Below are 23,954 nucleotides of genomic sequence, written 5' to 3' on the forward strand. Positions count from 1 at the left end.
GGGTGGGCAATGCCCACCAGCTCCAAATGAAGACTTTAAGCACGTTCAGCCCCTAATTGCCCGTTCTGAACAACAAAAGTTGTTAAGGTACTAATTGTTGTATTTTGTTCTCGAATTGTAGAAACAACCCGGTAGTCTGCTTGCCAAGTATTTTGTGTGAGGGAACAACGAACGTAGCCTCGGTTTTTACCATCAAAGAATTTAGTGTGAGGGTTGTCTGATAAAGCGGCTGCAACTGAGGGAATAAAGACTTCGGGAAAATCAGAGGAAATAGATACAGCCAGTCAACGATATCCACACTCGTTGACTGGCTGTATCCTTAAATAAGTTGGGAATTTAGCGGCCCCTAAAGCCGATGACGGGATTTGAACCCGTGACCTGCTGATTACGAATCAGCTGCTCTACCGCTGAGCCACATCGGCGTACATAATACAAGATTATAACAGTATTTACATCATGGTAGACCCCAATAGTAAAAATCGCATGAAAGCCGAGCAATACGCCCGCCTAAAAGCAGAAGCTGCAGCGCCCTACCGAGGGTTGCGAATGTTTATTTACACTGCTTGTGCTGCTTCTGGTTTTATTGGTATGTTCGTCTTTCTAGCACAGTTATTAGCTGGACGGGATGTTGAAAGCGCTTTGCCTAATTTAGCACTTCAAATAGGAATAGTTACCTTGATGTTTTTTCTTTGGCGCTGGGAACAACGCCGTCAAAAGTAGGGGTACACTTTATAACCATTATGAGTATTAAGTTTTGACCTTTTTTCCTCTTTTTGGGTCTTGACGTATATAAACTATTTCACATAGGGCTTAACAATTATATACATTAGACAATAAAAAGACAGAAATAATTAAAAAAATATTAGGAAATCTGGAAATCGAAAAAATTCTGAGACACTAGTATTTAATTAAACGGGGTCAGCCTATATAAAGACCCTGAATATAAACAGACAGTCACAAAGGGGTCAATCAAAGTTTTAAAGACCCTGTTTTTAAGAAAACATAACAAACACCAAGTGCCAGAACTGACAAACTGCTAGTTCTGGCACTTTTTAAGTTGGTAGGTAGTTAGTAGTTCGCTACCGCTCGTTAACCTTTCCTAAGGAGTTCTAACCAGATATGGAGAAGGTATTGCTTGGAGGCTACCTCTACTAACGAGTGCTTGGTAAACAAAAGCTGCTACCTCTGCTCTAGTTGCTTGACGGTTGGGGTTGAGTTGCTTTACGGAAGGGTAATTAACCACAAGTTGTTTTGTAGTTGCTGCTGCTACGGAGCTTGTAGCATAGTTGGGAATCTGGGATGCATCACTGTAGACAGATAACACATTTTGGCTATCTGCAGATAGCCCCAACCCACTTGCTAAGGACACGAGTGCTTGCACTCGCGGAATTTGTTGTTCTGGTTTAAAACTCTTGTCAGGATAGCCAGATACAAAACCACCTTGGTACGCAGATTGAATCACTTGGTAAGCCCAAAAATTGCGGCTTACATCATTGAAACTAGAGGTTTCACGTTTGGGGCTTGGTGCAAATGCTTTACTAATAATGGCAGCAAATTGGGCGCGAGTAACTGGTTCATTGGGTTTAAACGAACCATCGGGGAACCCAGCAATAATATTCTTAGCGGCTAGTGCTTCAATATATGTTTTTGCCCAATAACCTGCAGGCACATCTCTGAAAGTTGTTGCGATACCACCACTCGATGGTGCTTCAACTGTGGCTGCGACAAACTCAACTTTACCAGAAATTCGCTTGACGTCAATATCATTACCAACGGCAACGATCGTGTTGCTTGTGGTGGCATTAAGTACGTCAAAGAACTTTTTAATATCCTTTTGACCGTTGTTACGGATTATATTCTTACCGGGATTTTCTGCTGTTCCTAAATCTGGTTGTGCATTTTGAATGACAACTAGACCGTGATCTCGGTTATCTTGAATAACGTTACTGCGAAGTACTGGTTTAGAAGATCCGTTAACTACGACACCACCATTATTTTGAATAATCTGGTTATCAGTAATTAAAGGTGATGCTAAATCGCTCACTGCAACACCAAAACCGGTATTCTGAAATAAGTTATTGCGAACCTCTCCTTGGGCAGATTTAGCTACAGAAACTCCATTGCCTTTATTTTGAATAAAAACGTTATTTTCAATTTTTGGATTGGCTTTACCTGTAACAAAAACGCCCTCACGCACGCTGTTGGTAAAAGTAGAGTTACTGACTACTGCATTGGATGTTTCAATCCAAACTCCAGTACCACGGTTTTCTGGATTGGTCACTGTAACTCCACCGATCGCACTCTCGTTTTGGGCAAGGATTGCTATATTCTGACGTGCAAACGTGGGACTGATAAAATTACCACTACCTACAATTAATATTCCTTGACCTTTAGTAGATTCGTCTCCGCGTAGGGTTACACCCTGTCCGATGGCGAGTGGAAAGACTTCTCCACTTTCTTGACTGTAGGTACCGGGAGCGAGTTGAATAACTGTACCTGGTTTGGCTTGCTTGAGAGCATAGGTGATGGTTTTGTAAGCCTTTGCTTCTGAACTCCCAGCATCAGAACTATCTTGACCTGTTTCTGGATTAACGTAAAGAGTGTTTGCGCCAACAGGGACTTGTGCTGTCGTCATGGTCGCATTCACTTTTTGAGGAACTTCTCCTGCATTTACCTCTTTTTCTAGAAGCATAAGTCCACCAGTAACTGCTAACAAAGCACTGAATCCTACTGGTAAAGCGCGAATGTGAAAGTTTTTTGATTGCGGAATTTTAAATCCCTGGTGTGTCATCTTGATTTGTGGTTTTAAATGTACAAAATTAGGTTTAACTGAAGGCTTAAGTGTCATGGATAAAAAATGAAAAAGTTGTTCGCACTTCATACTTCATCCTTCATACTTCGTCCTTTCAACTCAATCCGGTTATTTACAAGCTTTTTAGCTGTGAAACTTATGGAAAACTATAGCCGAAGACATATGCCTTGGCAGCTGGGTTCCCTGGAAAAAGAAAGGATTTTTATCGTTAAGTTTTGTACAATTCAAGTCCCATATAACTACTGATGACAGTTTTTTTAGTCATCTCGGGCAAACTGCGTATGCAAGGTTAAATGAGAACCATTACTGAGACTTGGTGTTTGAGATCCCTCAAGCTTCCCAACTTCCTAAAGCAGTCTGAGATCTTGAGGGCTTCCAAATAACAAAATATTCAACGTTTTCTTGTAAGATGTTGCTTATAGCTTCGCCCTATAGCAAGCCTAATGATTTACAAACACCTCTTCCTTTTCTTCCTTGTCTCCCTTGTTTAGCTCTCAAATAGGATTGCTATATAAACCGAATGGGGATGACACCCTAAAAAAAGGATAATTGATTTCTGGGTAAATCCTTAGTTAAAAAAGCTGCAACTAATTTTACTAAAATTGCGTCAAAAAAAGCAGGGTGTATTATGTATTTGGGCTAACGATGTACCAATTATTTTCACTACACTACACGTCAATTTGTTTTGTCAGCTTCTGTGTGTTACTCTCATCTACTCTGGCTTCTTCAGGGCAAGATCCCCAAAAAGTTCGCAAGTATTTGACGGAACCTGTAAAAGTTAACTTATTAATTCTCGATAAAATACTTAACAGTCGAGTCGGTAATGCAGTCCTCGACCAGATCTCTCAAGTGATTTACACACCTTCTAGTAAGGCTAACAGACAAGCTTTGCGTTCTGCTTTGATTCTTTCTGCAAGTAACGATAAAAAAATTACGTTAATAGAAATTATTCAAAATTATCCAACATCGGAGGTTGAAGTTGATGGCGATAAGCTGGGTACAGCTTGTGCTTCGCGATCGCCTTGCACTTGCCCATCCTCAACTTCAAATTTTACAGGGAAATCTCCCAGATTTTCTCAAGTTTTAACTGGCAAACCTTCAGTATTAACCAGTTATCAGATCGCTATGAATAAAAAATTAATATATGAATGTTACTGATAACTGATAATTGATTCACTGTGTTCAATACGCTAGTGTTTCTAGCGTCTCGCGTAAATAACGCTGTACCTGTTCTTCGAGGCGAAGTTTTTGTACTTGAGTACCGCGCTCTAACAACCAGCGTTGAAAACCAGAACTAGCGGCGATCGCGCTTTTGAGACTGTTCCATATATTTGCGTCGCCGGAAAATTGGCGATCGCTCGTTGCGTGAATCCGAACCATAGTTGTTCATCCTCATGATTAATTGCACAATTGCAGGTTCTCTCCACAAGAGATAAGCCTGAAACCTGATAATTCTACTGTCTAGTTTCCAACATAATCTTTTCCAACAGTTAATTCTGTTTCATTGGTTACTAAAACTTACACCCAACTCACGGAAATTTTACCGTATGGTTTAACAATATTTATTCTTTTTCAAAGATTAAAACATCAACTTGTAGAAACTTCCTTCTGCTGTCTGCCTTCTACACAATTGCCTGACAAACAAATATAGAGTTAAGAGTTTTTAACAAACAACTCCTAACTCTAAATTTTGTACCCACTATCTTGTTTTAGAAAGGGTACGACGTTTAGTCACCATCTGGTAGGCTTCGATGATATCACTTTCTGCCCAATCAGTATATTTATCTATACCGACACCGCATTCGTAACCAGAATTGACTTCGCGTGCATCTTCTTTCATCCGCTTGAGGGAGTCAAGAGTATCTTCATGGATTACCTTTCCATTCCGACGTACACGCACTTTGCAGTTCCGTATAAGTTTGCCAGACTGTACGTAACAACCAGCAACAGAACCGCGACCGACAGGGAAGACAGCACGCACTTCGGCTTGACCGAGGTGTTCTTCTACCAACTCTGGTTCCAAGAGACCTTCTAGAGCACCTTGAATGTCTTCCAGAAGTTTGTAGATAATGTCATATTCCCGTACATCGACACCCGCTTCATCAGCAGCGTGTCTTGCTCCACTTGCGTAGGTTGTGTTGAAACCTACAATAACGGCTCCGCTGGCTGCAGCCAAGTCGATATCCGTTTGAGTGATTTCACCCGCAGATGCTAACAACAAACGAATTTGCACTTCGTTTTGTGGAATTTGTCTGAGCGATCCCACAATAGCTTCTACCGAACCCTGTACGTCTCCTTTCAAGATCAAGTTGAGTTCTTTTAACTCGCCCTCTTGAGCTTGAGCCGACAGACTTGTAAGGGTAACGCGACCCTGCATGAGGCGGGATTGACGTTGTTTTTCAGCACGGTCAGCAGCAATAGATCGTGCTTGTTTCTCGTTATCAAAGACCTCAAACTCATCACCCGCCGCAGGTACTTCACTTAAGCCAAGTACCTCAACAGCAAAAGATGGATTGGCTGCTTCGACTCTTGCGCCTCTGTCATCCACCATGGCTCGGACTTTACCGAACACAGAACCTGCGACTAACAGGTCACCCACGTGCAATGTACCATTTTGAATCAGTAGAGTAGCAACGGGTCCTTTGGCTTTGTCTAGATGTGCTTCAATGACAGTTCCTCTCGCCATCCGCTCTGGGTTAGCAGATAGTTCTTCGATTTCTGCTACTAGCAGAATCATCTCAAGTAGCGTATCGAGGTTTTCACCTTTGATAGCGCTGACTGGAACCATAATCGTATCACCGCCCCATTCTTCTGGAACTAGAGCGTATTCTGTTAATTCTTGCTTCACCCGGTCAGCTTGAGCTTCCGGTTTGTCAATTTTGTTGATAGCAACCACAATGGGCACTTCAGCTGCCTTAGCATGGCTGATAGCTTCCACAGTTTGCGGACGGACGCCATCATCTGCAGCCACCACCAAGATGGCAATATCAGTGACACGCGCTCCTCTTGCCCGCATTGCTGTAAATGCTTCGTGACCGGGAGTGTCAAGAAAGACGATTTGCTGCTCTTTGCCATCGTGTTCCACATCTACGTGGTAAGCGCCAATGTGCTGAGTAATACCACCCGCTTCGCCGGCAGCCACCTTTGTTTTGCGAATCGAGTCGAGCAGGGTTGTTTTGCCGTGGTCTACGTGACCCATGATTGTCACCACTGGCGGACGTCGCTGGAGTTTTTCCAGGTCTTCGACATCAATCATTTCAGTGACTTTACGGGCTTCCGCTTCTGGTTCGGCTGTTGTAATTTCCGTGCCCAACTCGTTGGCAACCTGTGTAATTGTGGGAATATCAAGGCTTTGGGTAATGCTAACTGCTATACCCTTCATAAACAGGATTTTTACAATCTCTGTATCAGCAACTGCTAAACCTTCTGCCAGTTCTTGTACGGTCATCGGACCGGTAACTGTGAATATTTCGGGGCGCTCCCGCTTTTGCTCTGTCTGGCGGCGATTTTGCTGCTGCTCTGCGCGATTGCTAGCGGGCTTTTTCCCTCTAGAGACTGGAGTTACAACAGCAAGTGCCGGTTGTGCCGCTTTAGCTGCCTTGGGTTTGGGTGGACGGGCAATAGAAAGACTAACTTGAATGGCGGCGGGTATTTCCAGTCCTTCTTCATCAAGTAGATCGTCTTCTAACAAATCCTCATCATCGACAATCGGCTTGAGGCGTTTTCCTTTGGTAACGCCCTTACCCGGTTTAGCCGCTTCTTTGAGTTCGTCGATATCTTCTTCCTGCCACTTCTTACCCTTGGCTTGGCGTGGCGGTGTTGGTCGCTTGAGTTCGATCACTTCAGCGACAACTACATCATCATCGTCCTCTTCAGCAGTAACTGCTGTTTTGGTTGAGCCAGGGATTTGTTTTGGTGGAGTCGCAAGTGTTGCTGCGGCAGGATGGTCGGCAGACGGGCGCATTGGTCTGCTAGGTCTTGGAGTATCTGCGCCTGCGGGTACTGGTCCTGATGGTTTACCCGCACCGCGTTCCGATCTCACAGGTGGGGCAGGACGCGAGGGTTTCTGTGGCGGTGCCGCTGTTGAGTCCCCTGTGGGTGGTTTGTTGGCTCTCTCTCTTTGAGGTTTTGCCTGGTCGTGTTTGGCAGCTTGTTCTTGCTTTCCAGGTCGATTGCGATCGCGTTCGGGATCGCGTTCTGGTTTAGCTTGGTCGCGATCGCGCTTCAGAATCGGCTTTTCACTTACATTTGCTTGGGGAGAAGTGCCAGTGTTTGGTTTTTCTCCTGCCGGTCTTGTAGGTGGTGCCGTCAGTTGCGGTTTTTGAGGTCTTTCTGGTTTTACCTTAGACCCTTGAGTAGGTGCAACCGATTTTTCTGGTTTTGCTGCCGTTGTTTTTTCCGCCGGTTTTTCTGTATCTTGTGTCTTATCAGCCGCATCTGTCACAACAAGTTCTTGAGCGGTCTCAGACTGATTCCGGGGTACAGGTTTGCTTGGTGCCGTCGGCTTCATGGGTGAGACTGGGGTAGCGAAGGGCTTAGGGGGGGAAGGAGGATTGACTTCAGAAGAAGCAAGTTTTATGTTGGTAGCAACTGACGCCTCGGAGGCGTTTGACGTCTGGTTTATCAAGTCTTTAGGTTTACGTATCTCCAAGATTTGTTGATTATTAGGTGCAGCAGGTCTGTTTCGGGAGCCAGCTTGTAGTGAATTTATTCTATTATGGCTATTTCCACCATTATCCTTTCTTTGCGGCACAGTTGTTGCCGCTAATTTTTCTGCTTGAGTCCGAATGCGCTCTGCTTCTGACTCTGTAATTGTACTGCTATGGCTTTTGACCGCGATGTTGAGCTGGTCGCAAATTGCTAATAGCTCTTTATTATCCAAATTCAATTCCTTTGATAACTCGTAAATTCTAACTTTGCCGTTGTTCATCCACTCTTCCCCTTTAATTTACAGTTTTAGCGGATGGTTGCCTGGTTTGTGACATCTCCATCCTTTTGATTACTGTTTTTTGGTTGCAGTTGCTATTTTTGCCGATGCCTCCAATCAGGAAAGAGAGATGTTCCCTTGTTAATGCTGGCATCCCCACCAGAATTGATGGTTGACGCCAAACCGCGCTTGGGCGCTACCAGGTTGCCATTCTGTTTTTTGTTTTTTTGCTTTTTCTGAGTCTTCCACAACACAACTAAGTAAAACTTGTTGGGAGTGCAGCTTCGCCCCTTTTTGTAAAATCTAGAGCAATGCTAACGACACCCTTTTACTATTCTGGCACTACATGAGCGATTCTAGAGGATGTATTGACAGCACAAATTATTCGGCTGCCTGCACTTTTCCTCTGAAATCACTGCTACGAGTTAGTTTCAAGCTATTATGCATTTTCTTACAGATTTTTCAAGCGGGGTTAGTGGTTGGTGGTTGTTGGTGATTGGTTAATACTTCAATCGCCACTAACAACTAACCATCTTTACTAAAAAATCTGTAACTTCTTCAAGCATAAGCTCAATTCTCAGGTTGATTTTGCTGATTTCCTTGGGATAGACGCTGCCATAATAGTTGATACAGTGGTTCTGGCACTGATGCGTGTAGAGCACGCCCTAATTTATTTTTTTTTTGTGCTGTTGCGACACAGCTTTGGCTGGGACAAATATAGGCAGAACGGCCCATGCCCTCATCCAATTGTACCTGTCCGGAAGGAAACACGCGGACAATCCGCCAGAACTCTTGCTTTAAACCTACTTGACGGCAACTAATACAACGTCGGTAGTTTGGTTTCATCGTAACAAAAGATATCAGATATTACCTGAAGTGCAATTGGCATACACTTGATAACTCGTTGCTTTACTTAGCATCTCTTTTGTCAAAATTGTCATCATCATCATCAAAATCTTCATCCTCCTCTAGTTCAGATTCTTCCAAATCTTCGTCGAGTTCGTCTTCGTCGAGTTCATCTTCGTCAAGTTCGTCTTCATCGAGTTCGTCTTCGTCGAGTTCGTTTAAGAGTTTGTTATTGTCAAGTTCTTCCTCGAGCTCATCCTCATATTCATCTTCCTCGGCTGCTTCTAGAGCAGCTAATTCCGCAGCGTATTTTGCCCTAGCAGCTGCAAACTTAGCATCCTCTCCTGCATGGTCGTACTTAGCTTTGTCTTTGATATCAATTTTCCAACCCGTTAGTTTTGCAGCCAAACGAACATTTTGTCCTTCTTTCCCAATCGCCAAACTTAATTGATCCTCAGCGACTAATACATGAGTTTGCCTAGTTTCTGGATCCATCAGGCGAACTTCATCAACTCTTGCTGGACTCAAGGCGTTAGCGATGTAAGTTGCGGGATCGGGCGACCAACGAATTACGTCTATCTTTTCCCCACGCAATTCGTTTACAACAACTTGAATGCGCGATCCCCGTGCTCCAATACACGCTCCTACTGGGTCTACATCGCGATCTAGTGTATCAACAGCAATCTTTGTGCGAGGTCCTACGTGACGGGAAGGAGGATTTGCTTCCCTGGCTACAGCAACAATTCTGACCACTTCATCTTCAATTTCTGGAACTTCATTGGCAAAAAGTTCAACGACCAAACCAGCATCAGCTCGAGAAACTAGTAACTGAGGACCGCGTTGCTGTCCTTGAGACACTTTTTTCAAATGAACTTTAAAGGTAGCATTTGCTCGGTAATTATCGTTTGGCAATTGTTCCCGCTTGGGTAGTTCCGCTTCTACCTCTGGCTGACCCAGGCTACTTCTAACTGCCATAATGACTGATTGTCTTTCAAAACGCAGGACTCTGGCTTGCAGTACCTCTCCTTCTAATTCTTGAAATTCTTCCTGCACCATCTGTCGCTGTTGATCCCGCAGTTTTTGCGCCAAAACTTGTTTGGTTTGCATTGCTGCCATGCGACCAAATTCTCCTTGGTCGGGTGTTACATCTAGCACCACTTCTTGACCGAGTTGTGCTTCATCACCTCCCATTTCTTGAACTTGCTGTAAGGCAATTTCGTGGTCAGAATTGGAGACGGCTTCTACAATAGTTTTTGTAGCAACAACGCGAAATCCTTCATCTTCCACGTCGAGTTGCACGTCAAAATTGTCAAAATAATCATCATCAAACTGTTTGCGTTCTAAATTTTGAGCGCGACGATAACGCTCGTACCCTTTTAATAGTGCTTCTCTAATAGCTGATTGAACGGCGATACGAGGTAAATTCCGCTCGCGACTTATATTTTCTATTAAATCTTTTAATCCAGGTAATGTAACCATTGACATAAGCAAATCTCCTATATTCTTATGGCAGCACGCACGGAATGCGTGGATTCTAGATTTTGGATTTTTGGATGCTTTCCAAAACCCTAAACCTAAAATTTAAAATCTAAACTCTAAACTCTGTTAGTGGCGTTCATCCAGTTGCACCCTAACAACTAGGGCGCGAGGAATTTCAACTACACGACCTTTTTGGTTGATGTAAACTGCTGTTTCATCCCGGCGAACTAACTGACCATTCCACTCTTGCTGTCCTTCATGAGGTGGAGAAGTTCGGACAATGACAGGAAATCCTTTAAAAGAAATAAATTCCCGGTCGGTCTCAAGTTGTCGTGAAATTCCCGGACTGGAAACTTCCAATACGTAGGCGTCAGGAATGATTTTTGCCGCATCCAGAGTGGCTTCTAAAGCACGGCTCATCCGTTCACAATCATCTAACCCCGTGTCTTGGGTAGGATTGCGGATGTCTACCCGCAAAACGGGTGGGCGTTGATTGGTGTGAAACACAGCTCCAACAACTTCTAAACCAATTTGTTCTGCTACTGGTGTCGCCAATTCTATAACTTGTGGGACTAGAGGGTGAGTCATGCGGCTATTCCAACAAAAAAAGTGGGTCAAAACCCACTTCCTGCGATAGGGATATCTTCCAAGAAGTCTTAGGGCGAACTTACAACTTAAGTTCGCCCTTAACCTTAGTCTAGCGCATTTTTTTTTAGGTAAGATGCAAAAACTTTTTTCAAACCCATCTTTCCTCTCAAAGCTAGGCTAGGTGATACTAGCTTTTTGAGTTCCAATCGGTTCGACTGTTCTGAGGCTCATCAACAAGCAGCAACTTTATGTGCCTCAAGGCTACTATTATACACTTTTCCGGTTTATTTTGTTTTAAGAAAACTGTTATAAGAATTTATGTAAAGAAATTAACGTTTTTCTTTGGGTGAGAGCATGGCAGCTGGTTGAGAGCTAACCTGTTGAGCTGATGGTTTTGTTCTCAGTTGTCTGGTTTGCTGCAAAATTTGCATCATCTCCTCTTCTGACATTTGCTGGACGTAATTCAGTTTGACTTCTTCTAGAAAATCGAGCACGAGGGACTGAAGTTCTGAGAGGATATGTTTGTTTTGCAATTCAGTCCCAAGAGCTTTGGTAAAGCTCTGTACCAATTGACCAGAAAGTTTTGCCCCTACTGGATCTTCGGTGGCGCTGACTACTGCACTGTAAAGATTAGTCGCGATCTGGGTCGCTAATTGTTCGCTCAATTGAAGCTGTATCTGTCCTATTCCAGGAAATTTTTGCAAATCCCTATAGATGGGTGCTTGTCTGAAAGCACTATCTATGGTGTGCCGTAAGATGGCGATCGTTTCCGGTTGTATCTTTGGTAAGACTTGGTAAATAATGGTTTGAACAAAAATGGTTCCAATGGCTTCAATTTCATTAACATTGTTAATATCGATGTAAGGACGCAAACTCTCATTTTGCTGCAACCACCTTTTGAGTTCGCCTCTGTGAATAGACCCTTGAATTTGGTTGATAACTCGCACAACAACAATTTCTGTAATTTCTTCAGCAAAATTGGCTATGATTCCTTGATGTATTTGCTGGCGAAGAGGTTGAAGATTTAATAATTTGGCTTGGTCTAGACGAATAAGTACGGGGATAATTCTTAAAGAACGCAACAACGGTAATAGTAAGAATAAGTCGTACCAGCGCCAAAGAATTGCATTGAACCAACTAAAACCAGGGTGACTTCGCTTGATGTAGTAGCTACGTGCTAGCAATTCAACAGCAAATATCACGATGAAAGGTAAGTCAAGCAGCCAAAAATTATCGATAAATTCGCTATCTTCTCCTATCCGGCGGTAGTAATTGGTAGCAATTAACGGTCTAATGGCTTTATTGAAAAACCTAATTTCTTGAGTCCAATTGCGTTTTGATAAGTATGCTTGACTCCAAAAAGTCGCAAAAGCCTTTTTTGACGATTCTAAGTTGACGCGATCGCGCATTCGATTTTTGATTTTTTCTAACGTCCCACTCTTACCTGCTCCAGCAAAAGGATTGCTATCCACCATCTCATTGCTTAAATTGCGAAGTTTGGCTAGTGTTGTTTCGACTTGTGACGAGCTCAATCCTGTTTGACTCACTTGTTCTATAAGTGCGTCTACTGTTTTTAAGTACTCAACTGTTTCGCGATGGGGTTCAATCCCTTTAATGGGATCGTATATGTGGGTTATTTCAGGAAGCTTTTGTATATACAAATTTCGCCAAGGAACATAGCTTAAATCAAATAAGACTAAGAGTAAATTTGCTGAGGCTAGAAGTGCCATCAACCTTTCAAACCATAAATTACGTGCTGATATAGCCATTTGCAGAATAAAAGATTAAGTATGAAGTTTAGGGATTATCCAACCTTAGATAGATGACAAAATATCTGAGTTCAGTATTTATACAATGCACCCATTATAAATTAAACTAATCAAAAATCATCAATAACTCGGATATTAAAGACGTTAAAGAAACATTAATTCATTAATTAACGTCATAGCCAAGCTGATTTGATTGTGAGGAGTTTTGTCTATGTGGTGTATGTTGGGAAAATCAGGTGTTACCATTGCTACAGCGTGTTTGATAACAACTAGCATAGTCGTAACAGATACGGCGTTTGCCGCCCTAAGGTATACACCTCAGCAATTCCGTTCGGTCCTGAGGGGTTTGGGCTACAACATCAAGGTATCAAACGCGCCTTTGACTGATGCGGATACCAAAAAAGTCATTCTTGAATTTCAAAAAGGGTATAAGTTAAAACCTGCTGACGGCGTAGCAGGAGAGAAAACTCAAGATTTTGCAGCAACGACCGTTGAAATTTTGCAGAAAAACTTGAATTTAGTAGTTAAGCCCAACCCTCTGTTACCAAAAAATCAATATTACGGTCCGAGGACGGAAGCAGTCGTAAAGCTGTATCAAAAAAAAGCTGGTTTGCAAGAAACTGGAATCGCTAATTTAGCACTCAGGCAAAGACTTGACCAAGAAGCAAAGGACATCTTAAACAAAACAGCACCGACGCCAACAGCCGAACCAACACCAACAACTGAACCGACACCGACAACTTCACCCACATCCAAACCAAAACCGACAAGAAAACCTACTTCCACTCCAAGAACTTCACCAAAGCCAAAGCCAACTTCTACACCTGAGGCATCACCTACAGAAACACCAATACCAGAAGCTACACAAACACCAACACCAACACCGACTTCTACACCCACTCCGTAGGTAAAAAATGAAAAGTCAAAAGTCAAAATTCTTTGCTCTTTTGACTTTTGCCTTTTAACTGTTCAACTGAGTTGGATTGGGTTCCTCTAAAGGTCTACCTTTAGGAGTAGGAAGAATTGGGCGACCGTTATCATATGGCATGGGGATGTATTGAACGCTTGGGCGTCCGCCTTGGGGTTGGGGATACAGATCCATGAGATCGTAGATAACAAGAGGTAGCCCAACTGTAATGGGTAGTCCCATTTGTGTTGCTTCCTCCGCAGTAATGGGATAGTCGTGAGTCACCCGCCCGGTTGTCAGTGCGTCGATAATATTTTCAATGTTTTCTGGCTGGATTTTCTGTGTAGGAACAGTGTCCTTTAATAAAGTCCGGACAAAGCGCTGCACCTGCTCGATCGCTTTGCGTGACAGGTCTGCCATAATCACTGTCTGGTCGTCAACTTCTCCTATAGGTTTTTGCTCAACAACTTTAAGAATGCTAGCTGCTGGAAAGTTACCCAGTTGGGGATCGACAGGACCGAGGACTGCGTTGGCATCCATAACAATTTCATCAGCTGCTAGAGCAAGCATTGTACCGCCACTCATAGCGTAATGAGGCACAAAGACAGTGACTTTCGCAGGATGGCGAATTAATGCTCGAGCAATTTGTTCTGTTGCTAAGACCAAGCCACCAGGAGTATGCAAAATTAAGTCAATGGGAACTTCTGGTGGGGTTAGGCGAATTGCTCGCAAAATTTGTTCTGAGTCTTCAATGGTAATGTAGCGCGATACGGGAATCCCTAAAAAGCTGATAGATTCTTGGCGATGAATGAGTAATATGACTCGGCTTTTTCGTTGCTGTTGAAATTGCTGAATGGCACGAATACGACGAAACTCTATCTGACGTCTCTGCCATAAGGGTTGCAGAGAAGAAAGAAGGAGAAAAATCCAGAATAAATCACCTATCCCGAAGCCCATAGGATTGATTATCAAAAACTAAGAGTTACCGTCCTTATTGTGACAATTTTTAGCAATTTACTAGTCTATCTGGAGAATTATACAATTTTGGATTTTGCTTTGGGGAGACGAGGGAAACAGTGAACACGGTAGAAGAAACTTTCTTGTCTCCCTTGTCTCCCTTGTCCCCTGTCGTATCAAGGTATTTGAATTTCAGTAACAAAAGCTTCTAGTACGGGTAAATCTTCTAGTGACAGTGTTTCATCCACAATAACTTCAGTACCAAATGTTTTGATATGGGAATGGACAGCAGATTTAACATCAGCTAGGGCTTCCTCATAAGTATCGCCTTGACCAACTACGATCCCTTTGATGCCAAGGGGATAAGCAATATAACCATCAGAATGTTTTTCTACAATAATTTTTATGTGTTTCATCTTTTTTAATAACAACTTGCTGTAAATACAGAATACGTTAAGCTTGTCGCCAAATTTTAATAGTGTCGTCATCGCTGCCGGTGACGATGGTTTTTCCGTTAGGGCTGAAAGCAATGGATCTCACATAGCTGGTATGCCCTGCAAGTGTCATAACCTCTGCACCCGTACTAACTTGCCAGATTTTGATAGTGCGATCCCAACTTCCACTTGCTAAAAGTTGACCGTTTGGACTAAAAGCAACTGACCACACTGAGTCAGAATGACCAGCTAAGGTTAGAATCTCTTGTTTTGTGTTAACGTTCCAAAGTTTGATTGTATTATCAGCACTGCCACTTGCTATAATTTGCCCATTGGGGCTGAAGGCAACGGAGTTTACAAAGAAAGAATGACCTGTGAAGGTGTGGAGCTCTGTACCCGTACTGACGTGCCATACCTTGAGCGAACAGTCAGCACTACCACTTGCTAAAAGCTGACCATCTTGGCTAAAGGCGATTGACAACACTGAATCGGTATGTCCTATGAAACTGCGGATTTCTACAGTTGTGCCAGCCAGCCACAACTTGATTGTGCCGTCCGCCCCACAACTAGCAAACATTCGCCCAGGTCCCGGTTGATACAAAGAATCTGGAGGGATGGGACTAAAGGTCACTGAATTGACCCAGTTGGAATGACCGGTGAACGTGCGAATTTCTTTGCCCGTGTTTATTTGCCATAACTTAATTGTTTCATCAGAACTGGCACTGGCAAGCAACTGCCCATCAGGGCTAAAAGCAACTGCATTCACCATATTGGAATGACCCGAAAACCAACGACCAAAAGTACGTATGAGTTTTCCGTTGCTCAACTGCCACAATTTCACTGTGTGATCGTTACTTCCACTGGCGATCGCTTGACCATCAGGACTAATAGCAACAGCGTGAACCATACTGGTATGTCCGTTAATAGTACAGACGCACTGCCATTGCAAAGAAGTTTCTGAAGAAGGGGGAGCAGGAGTAGGGGCAAATAAGTGCCTGCCAGTAAAGACTTGAGGTGTAGGGCGTTGAGAGTGAAGGTTGGAGGAAAGCAAAGGTGTCGGGGGAAGTTCGTCATCTCCAAAAAGCAAGTCCAGCCATTGTTGCACGGATTGGGGGCGAGAATTGGGTTGTAAATCCATTCCCCGCAAAATTGCTTCATTAACTCTATTGCTGATATTGGGATTATACTGTCGTGGTGATTCTAGAGGAGTTTCATTGCTGATATCAACCGAATTCCTCGGTAAAACGCCTGTTAATGTGTTATACAATGTGGCAGCCAGAGCATATACGTCAATATATTCTCCTCTTGGTGCTTCCAATTCATATTGTTCCGGAGGAGCAAAACCAGGAGTACGGTAGACTGTATGCCTTTGGACTGCATTGGGAATAAATTCTCTGGCAATGCCAAAGTCAATCAGTACGGCTTCATTTTTGTCAGCACGAATCATAATATTGCGTGGTTTGATATCTCTATGTAGCAAACCTTTACTATGAATAACTTTTAATGCATTACCAACTTGTTGGATATATAACAATGCCTCTGTTTCTGATAAAACTCCCAAACGACGGACTCGGTTGCTCAAGTCTTCGCCCTCAATATACTCCATAACTATGCAAGGAAGATTATCTTCATCAAAAATATTTTCTATCTGCACGATATGAGGATGGCGACAAACAGCAAGCCGAACGGCTTCATCACGAAAATCTTGCTTCAATTTCACTTGGTGTGGCTTCCAGGCAGCCTTATTCAAGAGTTCTTCTCTAAGTGTTTTAATAACCCGCAGTTCTTTCTGTTCATTTCTGACGAGGTAGGTTATACCAATTCCTCCTTCGCCTAGTTTCCCTACAATAATATACCGTCCCCCAAACAACTGTTTTCCTGGATTCCAGACCATTCGTAGTAATCGCCAAATTCTGTATTTATTGTGGCACAGTTATAAGATTGAGATTGACTGGGGAACCCCGTTCTTTTTGAGCCAAAACTAATATACAGTGAGGATTTAAAGGTCATATTGTGGCAAACTTTTTTTACATTATCTTTAAAATATCAATCAATTGAAAACTAAGAAAATTTTAAGATTTGATTAATGATAACTTTTGGGGCTGTAGGGCTCCTATTTGTTGGAGCAAAATTATTAGCTGCTCGGATTCTAGGGGAATCTAAAAAAGAGAACTTTTTTAAAATGATTTAAGATAGCTTTACAATGACAGTATCTTATTATACAATATCGTGAGTTTAAAAAATTAAGGAATATTGCCTGTTCTTTCATTTAAGAAAAAACTAACTATAATCCGGAATATTGGAACATTTTTTTGTAGTTATACAGCAGATTTCAACTTGGTGAAGTACAGAAATACCCCACCCCTGCTATGGCACATCCAAGCATCGGGGAAGGAGGGTTGGAAAGGGGTGTACCTTATTTAGATGCAAAGCGCTGGATATGTTTTTTCTTTAATTCTGTTTGTACAAAAATAACATCTGTTCTACATAAAGAAAGACAGAACGCAGCAGGCTGAAAGTAGACGGAGAAAGATATATACTTTTTATTTCACATGTCTGTACTTATGCTTGAACATCTAAATTTGAGACAAAAATTAACAATTTTGCTGCTGATTGTAGTTGTAGTAGGTTTAAGCTTGGGTGGTTTGGGTTTGTCTGCCGTTCTCAAGCACAATGCAAGACAAGAAATAACAGCGACAGCCTTGTTGATTATGGAAACCATGAGTTCTGTCCGTGATTATACAAATCAACAGGTCAATTTAAAGTTAGCTGATAAATTAGAAGTTGATTTTGTACCCCAAAGTGTACCCGCTTACTCAGCAAGAGAAGTTTTTGAAGTTTTGCGAACAAAAGCAGAATATAAAGATTTTTATTACAAGGAAGCAACGCTGAATCCAACAAATTTGCGGGATAAGGCGGATAGTTTTGAAACCAAAGTGGTTGAGCAATTCCGAAAAAACACAAAGTTAAAAGAATTGAATGGATTCCGTGAAATACCAGGAGGAGAGATTTTTTATATTGCTCGCCCGCTAGCAGTTACTGAATCAAAATGTTTGGAGTGTCACAGCACTTCTAATGTTGCACCCAAAACTATGCTTGACCGATATGGTACAGCTAACGGATTTGGGTGGAAGTTGCACGAAATCGTCGGTGCTCAGATGATATCAGTACCGTCAACGAAAGTAATCCAAAAGACACAGCAATCCTCTGTCTGGATTCTCGGAATTGTTTCTACGATGTTTATTGCTGTTATTATCTTGGTGAATATTTTCTTAAATCATCAAATTCTGCGTCCTCTCAAACATATAACTCGCATAGCCGAGGAAGTGAGTACAGGACATATGGATGTTGATTTTAAGGAGGTATCTAATGATGAAATTGGTAAGTTAGCTAAAGCTTTTCATAGAATGAAACTTAGTTTAGAAATGGCAATGAGAAAGCTAAAACAGTTTTACAGTTCTCCAGAAAACTAATTCAAAAATAGGGACTGGAGATAATAGACAATGGGGATTGGGAAATTAATGAGAGATTCCTAGTTTTTTCACCCTAAGGTAACATATTTCACAGAAATGACTAAACTTGAGCGATCGCTATGCTAAAAAATTTAAAATTAAAACAAAAATTTACAATTTTGTTACTTGTGATTCTTGTAGTGGGTGTAAGCTTCAGTGGAATTGCACTTTCTACGGTATTACAACAAAATGCGAAGGAAGAGATTACTGCAAAAGCTTTATCTCTCATTGATACAATGTCTTCAGTGCGCGAGTATACAATTACTCAAATTACTCCAGAACTTACTGATGACTTAACAACTAAGTTTTTGCCACAAACTGTAGCCGCCTATTCAGCAAGAGAAGTTTTTGAAATTTTGCGAAAAAGACCGGAGTACCGTGACTTCTTTTACAAAGAAGCAACACTTAACCCAACAAATCTCCGAGATAAAGCAGATAGTTTTGAAACTCAACTTGTAGAGCGTTTTAGAAAAAATAAAGGTTTAAAAGAGGTAAGCGGATACAGACAGCTACCAGGTGGTGATATTTTTTACATTGCTCGTCCGTTAGCCATTACAAAAGAAAGCTGTCTCGTCTGTCATAGCGCCCCTGAGGCTGCACCCAAAACCATGATTGAACGCTATGGTACTGCAGGTGGATTCAATTGGCATTTAAACGAAATCGTAGCTGCTCAAATAATTTCATTGCCTGCAAGTAGAGTCATTGATAAAGCCAACCAATCTCTTTTCATTATGATAATGCTTGTCTCTACTTTGTTTGTAGCTGTTATCTTTCTAGTCAATTTCTTTTTAAATCGAGAAGTTGTTGTACCTCTCAAGCGTATAACTCGTGTAGCTGAAGAAGTAAGTACCGGGCATATGGATGTTGAGTTTGAACAGCTGACAAATGATGAAATTGGCAATCTTGCTAAAGCTTTCAAACGAATGAAACTCAGTTTAGATATGGCAATGAAAAGAATCAAACGTACCTATGGCAATACGGGGAGTACGTAATTTGGTTGGTGGTTAGTTGAACCACTAACCACGTTCCTTAGCTAAATCAGGCAGAAGCCCCACGTCTGACACGAAGTGCAGCGTGGGATGAATGACTTAAGACAACAAACGCTGTCTAAAAGCAAAAGCTTCTTGTGTGTCGGGAATTTCTTTTGCTAAAAGTTCAACAAATTGATATGGCGAGGTGTTTGGATATTCGGATAGTGTCTCTTCCACTATAAGACTTGCCATGGGTCCAATACGATAAGCAAGTTCTTGCTGACAGCGTTCTAAAAACGCTGGATTGAGAGAAGATTGTGGTTGATATGCACGGGCTTGGGATTGAGGTGTTGGGTACTGTGATGGATAGGAGTTGGATTGCGGTTGAACCTGTGGAAATTGCCGTGAATTTTCCAATGGTTGTTGACTCGGAGGTGAACTGAAATTGGCTTCCGGATGTTGGTTTGGAAACGGCCGATTGGTTGCACCGGGCAAAAATTCATGATTTACCAAAGTAGGAGGCAAATTTCCATGTTGTACTTGCTGTTGTGGTGGTATTTGCGGTGATACTTGGGCTATTCCAAGATGTAATAAGTCTGTAAGAACTTCTCTTGAGTTTTGATAGCGGTATCTTGGGGTATCCGCTACTAGTTTATTAAGAATTTGAGCAAAGGAATTGCTTACACGGACAAATTGATCCCATCTCCACTCCAAAGAGTACTGATCCATTAAAAAAGAAGGATCTTTTCCTGTTAGCAGAACGACTGCGGTGACACCTAAAGCATAAAGATCGCTGCTAGGAGAACACAATCCCAAGCTAATTTGTTCGCGAGGAGCATATCCGACTTTACCCACCAGTGACATTTTGCCAACGAAAGTGTTCTGGCTTGTTCTAGTCGCTTCATTTAAATCGGCTATCTGCTTTCCTACACCAAAATCTATCAGCACTGGTAATTCTTTTCCTTGAGGCAACATAATGTTGTCGGGGGAAATATCTCTATGAATAATGTTATGCGTATGAATATATTCAAGAATGGGCAATAAGTTCCTGAGCCACAGTAGGACTTCACTTTCCGAAAAAACTTGTCCTAGTTGTTGGCGTTCTCGTAACAGTGCTGAATAGGTTTTACCATCAACAAACTCTTGTACCAAGAACAGCCGACCATCACCTTCAAAACAAGCTAAGAATCGAGGGATTTGGGGATGTTCCAATTGATGAAGAATTTTAGCTTCTCTTTTAAATAAATTGCGGCATTTTTCTAGCGCACTTTCTCCCGAACCGGTGGGAGCAAATTCTTTTAATACGCATGGTTCATTGAAACGACGCGTATCAAATGCCAAATAAGTTCTTCCCAATCCACCCTGTCCCAAAAGTTTTTGGATGATGTAGCGATTATCTATAAATGTTCCTGAAGGTATTTCTGGTTTAATGACGGGGGCTTGAGACATGATCCACGCACTCCTACCTAGCTTAAGAATTTTTAATACAATTAGTTTTATTTTTTACATAATTAAGATTCACATGTAAAAACAAGTTTTACTACAAAACCGTAATTTGACGAGACATTTACATAAAAATAGCTTTATTCACTCCAGTTACGGGTATAATATACTACTATTTTTAATGAAACAGACTCATTGCGCTTGGGAACCTCATAAAGAACCTAATTAATTAATCAGTAGAATTTTGAGATAATACGCAAATTCACGATCGAATTTTATCAAGATACAAGGATTGTCAGTAGCGATCGCAATATCTCTTATTTTGTTGCTTCGGGATTGACTAAAACACTGGGTGTTTGTTTGACATGCGCTTCTAGAGGTCTGACTTTTTCCACCAGTTTAATAAACTGATCGTAGCTGGGTACTTTAGCAGCAGGAACATAACCGGCGTCTGATATGATATAGCCTGGTGCTTGCTCCATAGCTTTTTGGATCTGTTGCTGTCGATTGCGCTCTACTGTAGGTGCTAGGAGTACAACTGCAGGAGGAATCCATCGACTCGTATGTAGAATTCTAAACTTAGTTCCACTAAATTGCTGCTTGTAAAGCTCAAAATCTCTCTCAGCGATCGCACCAGCATCTACACTCCCTTCATTAAGCCATTCCAGTACTGTTTTAGGAGTGGGTGCAAAACGGATTTGAGCCAAAGTTAATCCATACAGATCGTAGAGAGGAACATAATATCCTGCAGCCGAACCTACCGATTCTAAGGCAACAGTTTTATTTGCTAAATCTGCTATTGTGTTAATCGGTTTATCATCGCGCACTACCAATAAAGAACGCTGTCTGCTGCTAATTCCCTCCATGGAAAATAAAGGAATGTAAAGATCTTTGCCCATAGCAATTGCTGCTAAACCAGGAGGAGCAAATACAATTTCCCATCTTTGCCGTTGAATTTGCTCGAGAGCTTGCAATTCGTTATAAGCTGGTTCAAGTTCTACAATTGACTGAGTTTGTGCGGCGAGATAGTTTTTGAATTGCTCGTACTTTTCTAATGAAACTGTTTGTTCACCATAACTGACTACTCCGACAGTCAGCCTTTCCGAACTTATGGGTTCCTTCTTTGGACTGCATCCCACTTCAACTAGACCTACAAGCACGGTTAACGAGATTAGTAGAAAGCGCCGCCAGATAGTAGTTTTCATATAAATCACCTGATTTCAGCAGATTCACCCAAAGCTTCAGGAACAACAACCAGCCATTCCCGTTCAAGAGAATCGAGTTGTTGGTTGACGTTTAAAAGCTTACCACCATACATTTTTCCATCGAGCCCGACACCTACACTCATCTCCTGGGTGACTTGGATTGTGTTCACCTGCATAGTTTTTTCTTGAAAGTAAATATAATTTGACTTTGTATCTAGGATCGTAAGTTATATTCATCTAAAATTTTTTAAGAAAAGCGATCGCAGCGAAGCGATTGGTTAATATTATCTACAAAGTCATCTGGTAATTTTTCCCAAGTCATTTTGCAGTCTTGATTAGCTATAGCGATCGTGGCAAGTTATTTTCTCTATTTTGAGAGTTGCTGACGATCGTTAAGTGCTTCTTGTATGATGTTGAAATGGTGGGCGATACCCACCTTACATTCTTATTGAGCTAAACCCTTACAAACTGGAGTCATCATCATCGTCATCATCGTCTGGTGCTAGGTCGGCTTCTGTTAGCCCCTGCTGCGGGATTGCTGCAATAATGGCATCTATGACTTTGGAAACCGGGACAATTTCAATGTCATAGTTGGGATATTTTTGCCCTTTGGGTACGATCGCCCGTTTAAATCCCAGTTTTGCTGCTTCTTTTAACCGCAGTTCCATCTGCGATACAGATCTGACTTGTCCCCCCAAGCCAACTTCTCCAATCAGTACGGTACGGGGGTCTACAATCCGATCTCGGAAACTAGCAACGATTGCTATGGCTATTCCCAAATCAACTGCTGGTTCTTCTACATTCAACCCCCCTGCGGAAGCAACGTAAGAATCTAGTTTCGACATGGGAATCCCTACCCGCTTTTCTAACACTGCTAAGATTTGTACCAAGCGGTTGTAATCTATACCTGTCCCTGCACGACGGGGGGACGGGTAACTCGTAGGGCTGACTAAAGCCTGCAATTCAACGACAATTGGACGCGTTCCTTCGCAAGCCACAACCAAAGCAGTACCGGGGGCGGGGTCGTCACGATTTCCTAAAAATAACTCTGAAGGATTGGGGACTTCTCGCAAACCTGTATCTATCATTTCAAAGATACCGATTTCATGGGTTGCCCCAAAGCGATTTTTTACTGTTCTTAATAATCGATGGGATGCAAATCGATCGCCTTCAAAATACAAAACTGTATCGACTAAGTGTTCCAATACTTTTGGTCCTGCGATCGCACCTTCTTTAGTGACGTGTCCCACAATTAACATTGTAATATCTTCGTGCTTTGCTACTTTCATCAAAGCAGCAGTACACTCTCTTACCTGAGCCACAGAACCGGGTGCAGAAGTCAATGCGGGAAAGAATACTGTTTGAATACTATCAATAATTGCCACATTGGGTCTGAGGGAATCCATTTCCTTCAAAATTTCTTCCAAATCCGTTTCAGGCAATACGTACAGATCGGCGTCTCTAGTTTCTTCAGACGGCTGCGTTACCTGAATCGCCGTTTCTTTAGCTGTTTCGCTATTACCATTTTCGTTGTCATTCTCAGCGCTAACTAAACTAAGGGATTTTGAGACACCCAATCGAGAGGCTCTGAGTTTGACTTGCTGTCCTGACTCTTCTCCAGAGACATAGAGGATGCGGTATCTCTGCGCCAATTCGCTTGATACTTGCAACAGTAGAGTTGATTTTCCAATTCCCGGATCGCCACCTATAAGAACCATCGAACCGGGAACAACACCGCCGCCAAGGACTCTATCGAGTTCTTCATAGCCAGAAGCCCAACGAGTCACTTGGCGATCGCTAATTTGGTCAAATGTTAGAGAAGCACGCGGTTTTGCGGGCTTAGCTGTAGGTTTTGCATTTCCTGCCTGTTGGTGCCATCCACTTATCCCCCGACTTGGTATATCTGTCGATGACTGAATAGCAAGTTGCTCTTCTAAAGAGTTGTAAGTGCCGCAAGCCGGACACTTACCAAACCATTGAGGGGATTCCGAGCCACATTCGCTACAAACGTAATATGTCTTTTGCTTTGGCATTTATTATATCTTATCTTAATTTTTGCTTAAGTTTTTGAGGAAAGTGAAATTGAATAATGGTAGTAGATGCA

The 23,954-nt window shown here is 42.2% G+C and carries 19 protein-coding genes, 1 tRNA gene and 1 pseudogene; 5 read left to right on the forward strand and 16 right to left on the reverse strand.

Features of this window, described 5'->3' with window-relative positions; all coding sequences use genetic code 11:
* Positions 1-35: 35 nt before the first annotated feature.
* Both AB0756_RS30885 and AB0756_RS30890 read right to left on the reverse strand, forming a co-directional pair.
* Positions 36-284: pseudogene (locus tag AB0756_RS30885) on the reverse strand (alkaline phosphatase); the annotation flags it as partial.
* 66 nt (positions 285-350) lie between these two features.
* A tRNA-Thr gene (locus tag AB0756_RS30890) sits at positions 351-422 on the reverse strand.
* A 34-nt stretch (positions 423-456) separates the two neighbouring features.
* On the opposite strand from AB0756_RS30890, the gene AB0756_RS30895 reads away from it, so the two are divergent.
* Positions 457-720, forward strand: a complete 264-nt coding sequence (locus AB0756_RS30895) for a DUF3493 domain-containing protein (protein WP_038087864.1) — start codon at positions 457-459, stop codon at positions 718-720.
* Between the two features lie 379 nt (positions 721-1,099).
* On the opposite strand, the gene AB0756_RS30900 is transcribed toward AB0756_RS30895, so the two are convergent.
* Positions 1,100-2,791: a DUF1565 domain-containing protein gene (locus tag AB0756_RS30900; protein ID WP_038087788.1), complete on the reverse strand. Its 1,692-nt coding sequence runs from the start codon at positions 2,789-2,791 to the stop codon at positions 1,100-1,102.
* 720 nt (positions 2,792-3,511) lie between these two features.
* On the opposite strand from AB0756_RS30900, the gene AB0756_RS30905 reads away from it, so the two are divergent.
* A complete protein-coding gene (locus AB0756_RS30905) occupies positions 3,512-3,970 on the forward strand; it encodes an alpha/beta hydrolase (protein WP_237265955.1) in 459 nt (152 codons plus the stop codon).
* 24 nt (positions 3,971-3,994) lie between these two features.
* On the opposite strand, the gene AB0756_RS30910 is transcribed toward AB0756_RS30905, so the two are convergent.
* From AB0756_RS30910 to AB0756_RS30935, 6 genes are all read right to left on the reverse strand, one after another.
* Complete coding sequence (locus AB0756_RS30910) at positions 3,995-4,192, reverse strand: hypothetical protein (protein ID WP_038087791.1); 198 nt, start codon at positions 4,190-4,192, stop codon at positions 3,995-3,997.
* Positions 4,193-4,511: 319 nt separating this feature from the next.
* Positions 4,512-7,742 carry a translation initiation factor IF-2 gene (gene infB / locus AB0756_RS30915; RefSeq protein WP_038087794.1) on the reverse strand — a complete coding sequence of 1,077 codons (3,231 nt, stop codon included), beginning with the start codon at positions 7,740-7,742 and terminating at the stop codon, positions 4,512-4,514.
* Between the two features lie 567 nt (positions 7,743-8,309).
* Positions 8,310-8,585 (reverse strand): YlxR family protein, encoded by a 276-nt coding sequence (locus AB0756_RS30920; protein WP_038087798.1) that lies wholly within the window; start codon positions 8,583-8,585, stop codon positions 8,310-8,312.
* Positions 8,586-8,648: 63 nt separating this feature from the next.
* The gene (gene nusA, locus AB0756_RS30925) at positions 8,649-10,064 is read right to left on the reverse strand and encodes a transcription termination factor NusA (RefSeq protein ID WP_237266086.1); all 1,416 of its coding nucleotides are present in this window, start codon (positions 10,062-10,064) and stop codon (positions 8,649-8,651) included.
* Between the two features lie 126 nt (positions 10,065-10,190).
* Positions 10,191-10,652 (reverse strand): ribosome maturation factor RimP, encoded by a 462-nt coding sequence (rimP, locus tag AB0756_RS30930; protein ID WP_038087801.1) that lies wholly within the window; start codon positions 10,650-10,652, stop codon positions 10,191-10,193.
* Positions 10,653-10,981: 329 nt separating this feature from the next.
* A complete protein-coding gene (locus AB0756_RS30935; RefSeq protein ID WP_038087875.1) occupies positions 10,982-12,382 on the reverse strand; it encodes a hypothetical protein in 1,401 nt (466 codons plus the stop codon).
* Between the two features lie 250 nt (positions 12,383-12,632).
* Here AB0756_RS30935 and AB0756_RS30940 point away from each other — a divergent pair, with 250 nt between their 5' ends.
* Entirely contained in the window at positions 12,633-13,328 is a 696-nt protein-coding gene (locus tag AB0756_RS30940) for a peptidoglycan-binding domain-containing protein (protein ID WP_038087803.1), read from the forward strand.
* A gap of 54 nt (positions 13,329-13,382) precedes the next feature.
* On the opposite strand, the gene AB0756_RS30945 is transcribed toward AB0756_RS30940, so the two are convergent.
* The 3 genes from AB0756_RS30945 to AB0756_RS30955 form a co-directional block, all read right to left on the reverse strand.
* Positions 13,383-14,285, reverse strand: coding sequence for an SDH family Clp fold serine proteinase (locus AB0756_RS30945; protein WP_038087806.1), 903 nt, complete (start codon positions 14,283-14,285; stop codon positions 13,383-13,385).
* A 176-nt stretch (positions 14,286-14,461) separates the two neighbouring features.
* Entirely contained in the window at positions 14,462-14,701 is a 240-nt protein-coding gene (locus AB0756_RS30950) for a type II toxin-antitoxin system HicB family antitoxin (protein WP_038087878.1), read from the reverse strand.
* A 37-nt stretch (positions 14,702-14,738) separates the two neighbouring features.
* Entirely contained in the window at positions 14,739-16,613 is a 1,875-nt protein-coding gene (locus tag AB0756_RS30955) for a serine/threonine-protein kinase (RefSeq protein ID WP_038087809.1), read from the reverse strand.
* A 670-nt stretch (positions 16,614-17,283) separates the two neighbouring features.
* Between AB0756_RS30955 and AB0756_RS30960 the strand changes: the two genes are divergently transcribed.
* Complete coding sequence (locus AB0756_RS30960; RefSeq protein ID WP_038087811.1) at positions 17,284-18,192, forward strand: c-type heme family protein; 909 nt, start codon at positions 17,284-17,286, stop codon at positions 18,190-18,192.
* Between the two features lie 119 nt (positions 18,193-18,311).
* Complete coding sequence (locus AB0756_RS30965; RefSeq protein WP_038087813.1) at positions 18,312-19,223, forward strand: c-type heme family protein; 912 nt, start codon at positions 18,312-18,314, stop codon at positions 19,221-19,223.
* 96 nt (positions 19,224-19,319) lie between these two features.
* Here the strand turns inward: AB0756_RS30965 and AB0756_RS30970 are convergent, their stop codons facing one another.
* The 4 genes from AB0756_RS30970 to radA all read right to left on the reverse strand — a co-directional run bounded on the left by AB0756_RS30970 (position 19,320) and on the right by radA (position 23,883).
* A complete protein-coding gene (locus tag AB0756_RS30970) occupies positions 19,320-20,651 on the reverse strand; it encodes a serine/threonine-protein kinase (protein ID WP_038087815.1) in 1,332 nt (443 codons plus the stop codon).
* Positions 20,652-20,962: 311 nt separating this feature from the next.
* On the reverse strand, positions 20,963-21,850 hold the full coding sequence (locus tag AB0756_RS30975; protein WP_038087817.1) for a phosphate/phosphite/phosphonate ABC transporter substrate-binding protein: 888 nt from the start codon (positions 21,848-21,850) through the stop codon (positions 20,963-20,965).
* A 5-nt stretch (positions 21,851-21,855) separates the two neighbouring features.
* Entirely contained in the window at positions 21,856-22,026 is a 171-nt protein-coding gene (locus tag AB0756_RS30980) for a hypothetical protein (protein WP_202048664.1), read from the reverse strand.
* A 285-nt stretch (positions 22,027-22,311) separates the two neighbouring features.
* The gene (gene radA / locus AB0756_RS30985) at positions 22,312-23,883 is read right to left on the reverse strand and encodes a DNA repair protein RadA (RefSeq protein WP_038087819.1); all 1,572 of its coding nucleotides are present in this window, start codon (positions 23,881-23,883) and stop codon (positions 22,312-22,314) included.
* Positions 23,884-23,954: the final 71 nt, after the last annotated feature.

Origin of the sequence: Tolypothrix campylonemoides VB511288_2, from assembly GCF_045999855.1 — a bacterium.
GTDB lineage: Bacteria > Cyanobacteriota > Cyanobacteriia > Cyanobacteriales > Nostocaceae > Scytonema > Scytonema bouteillei_A.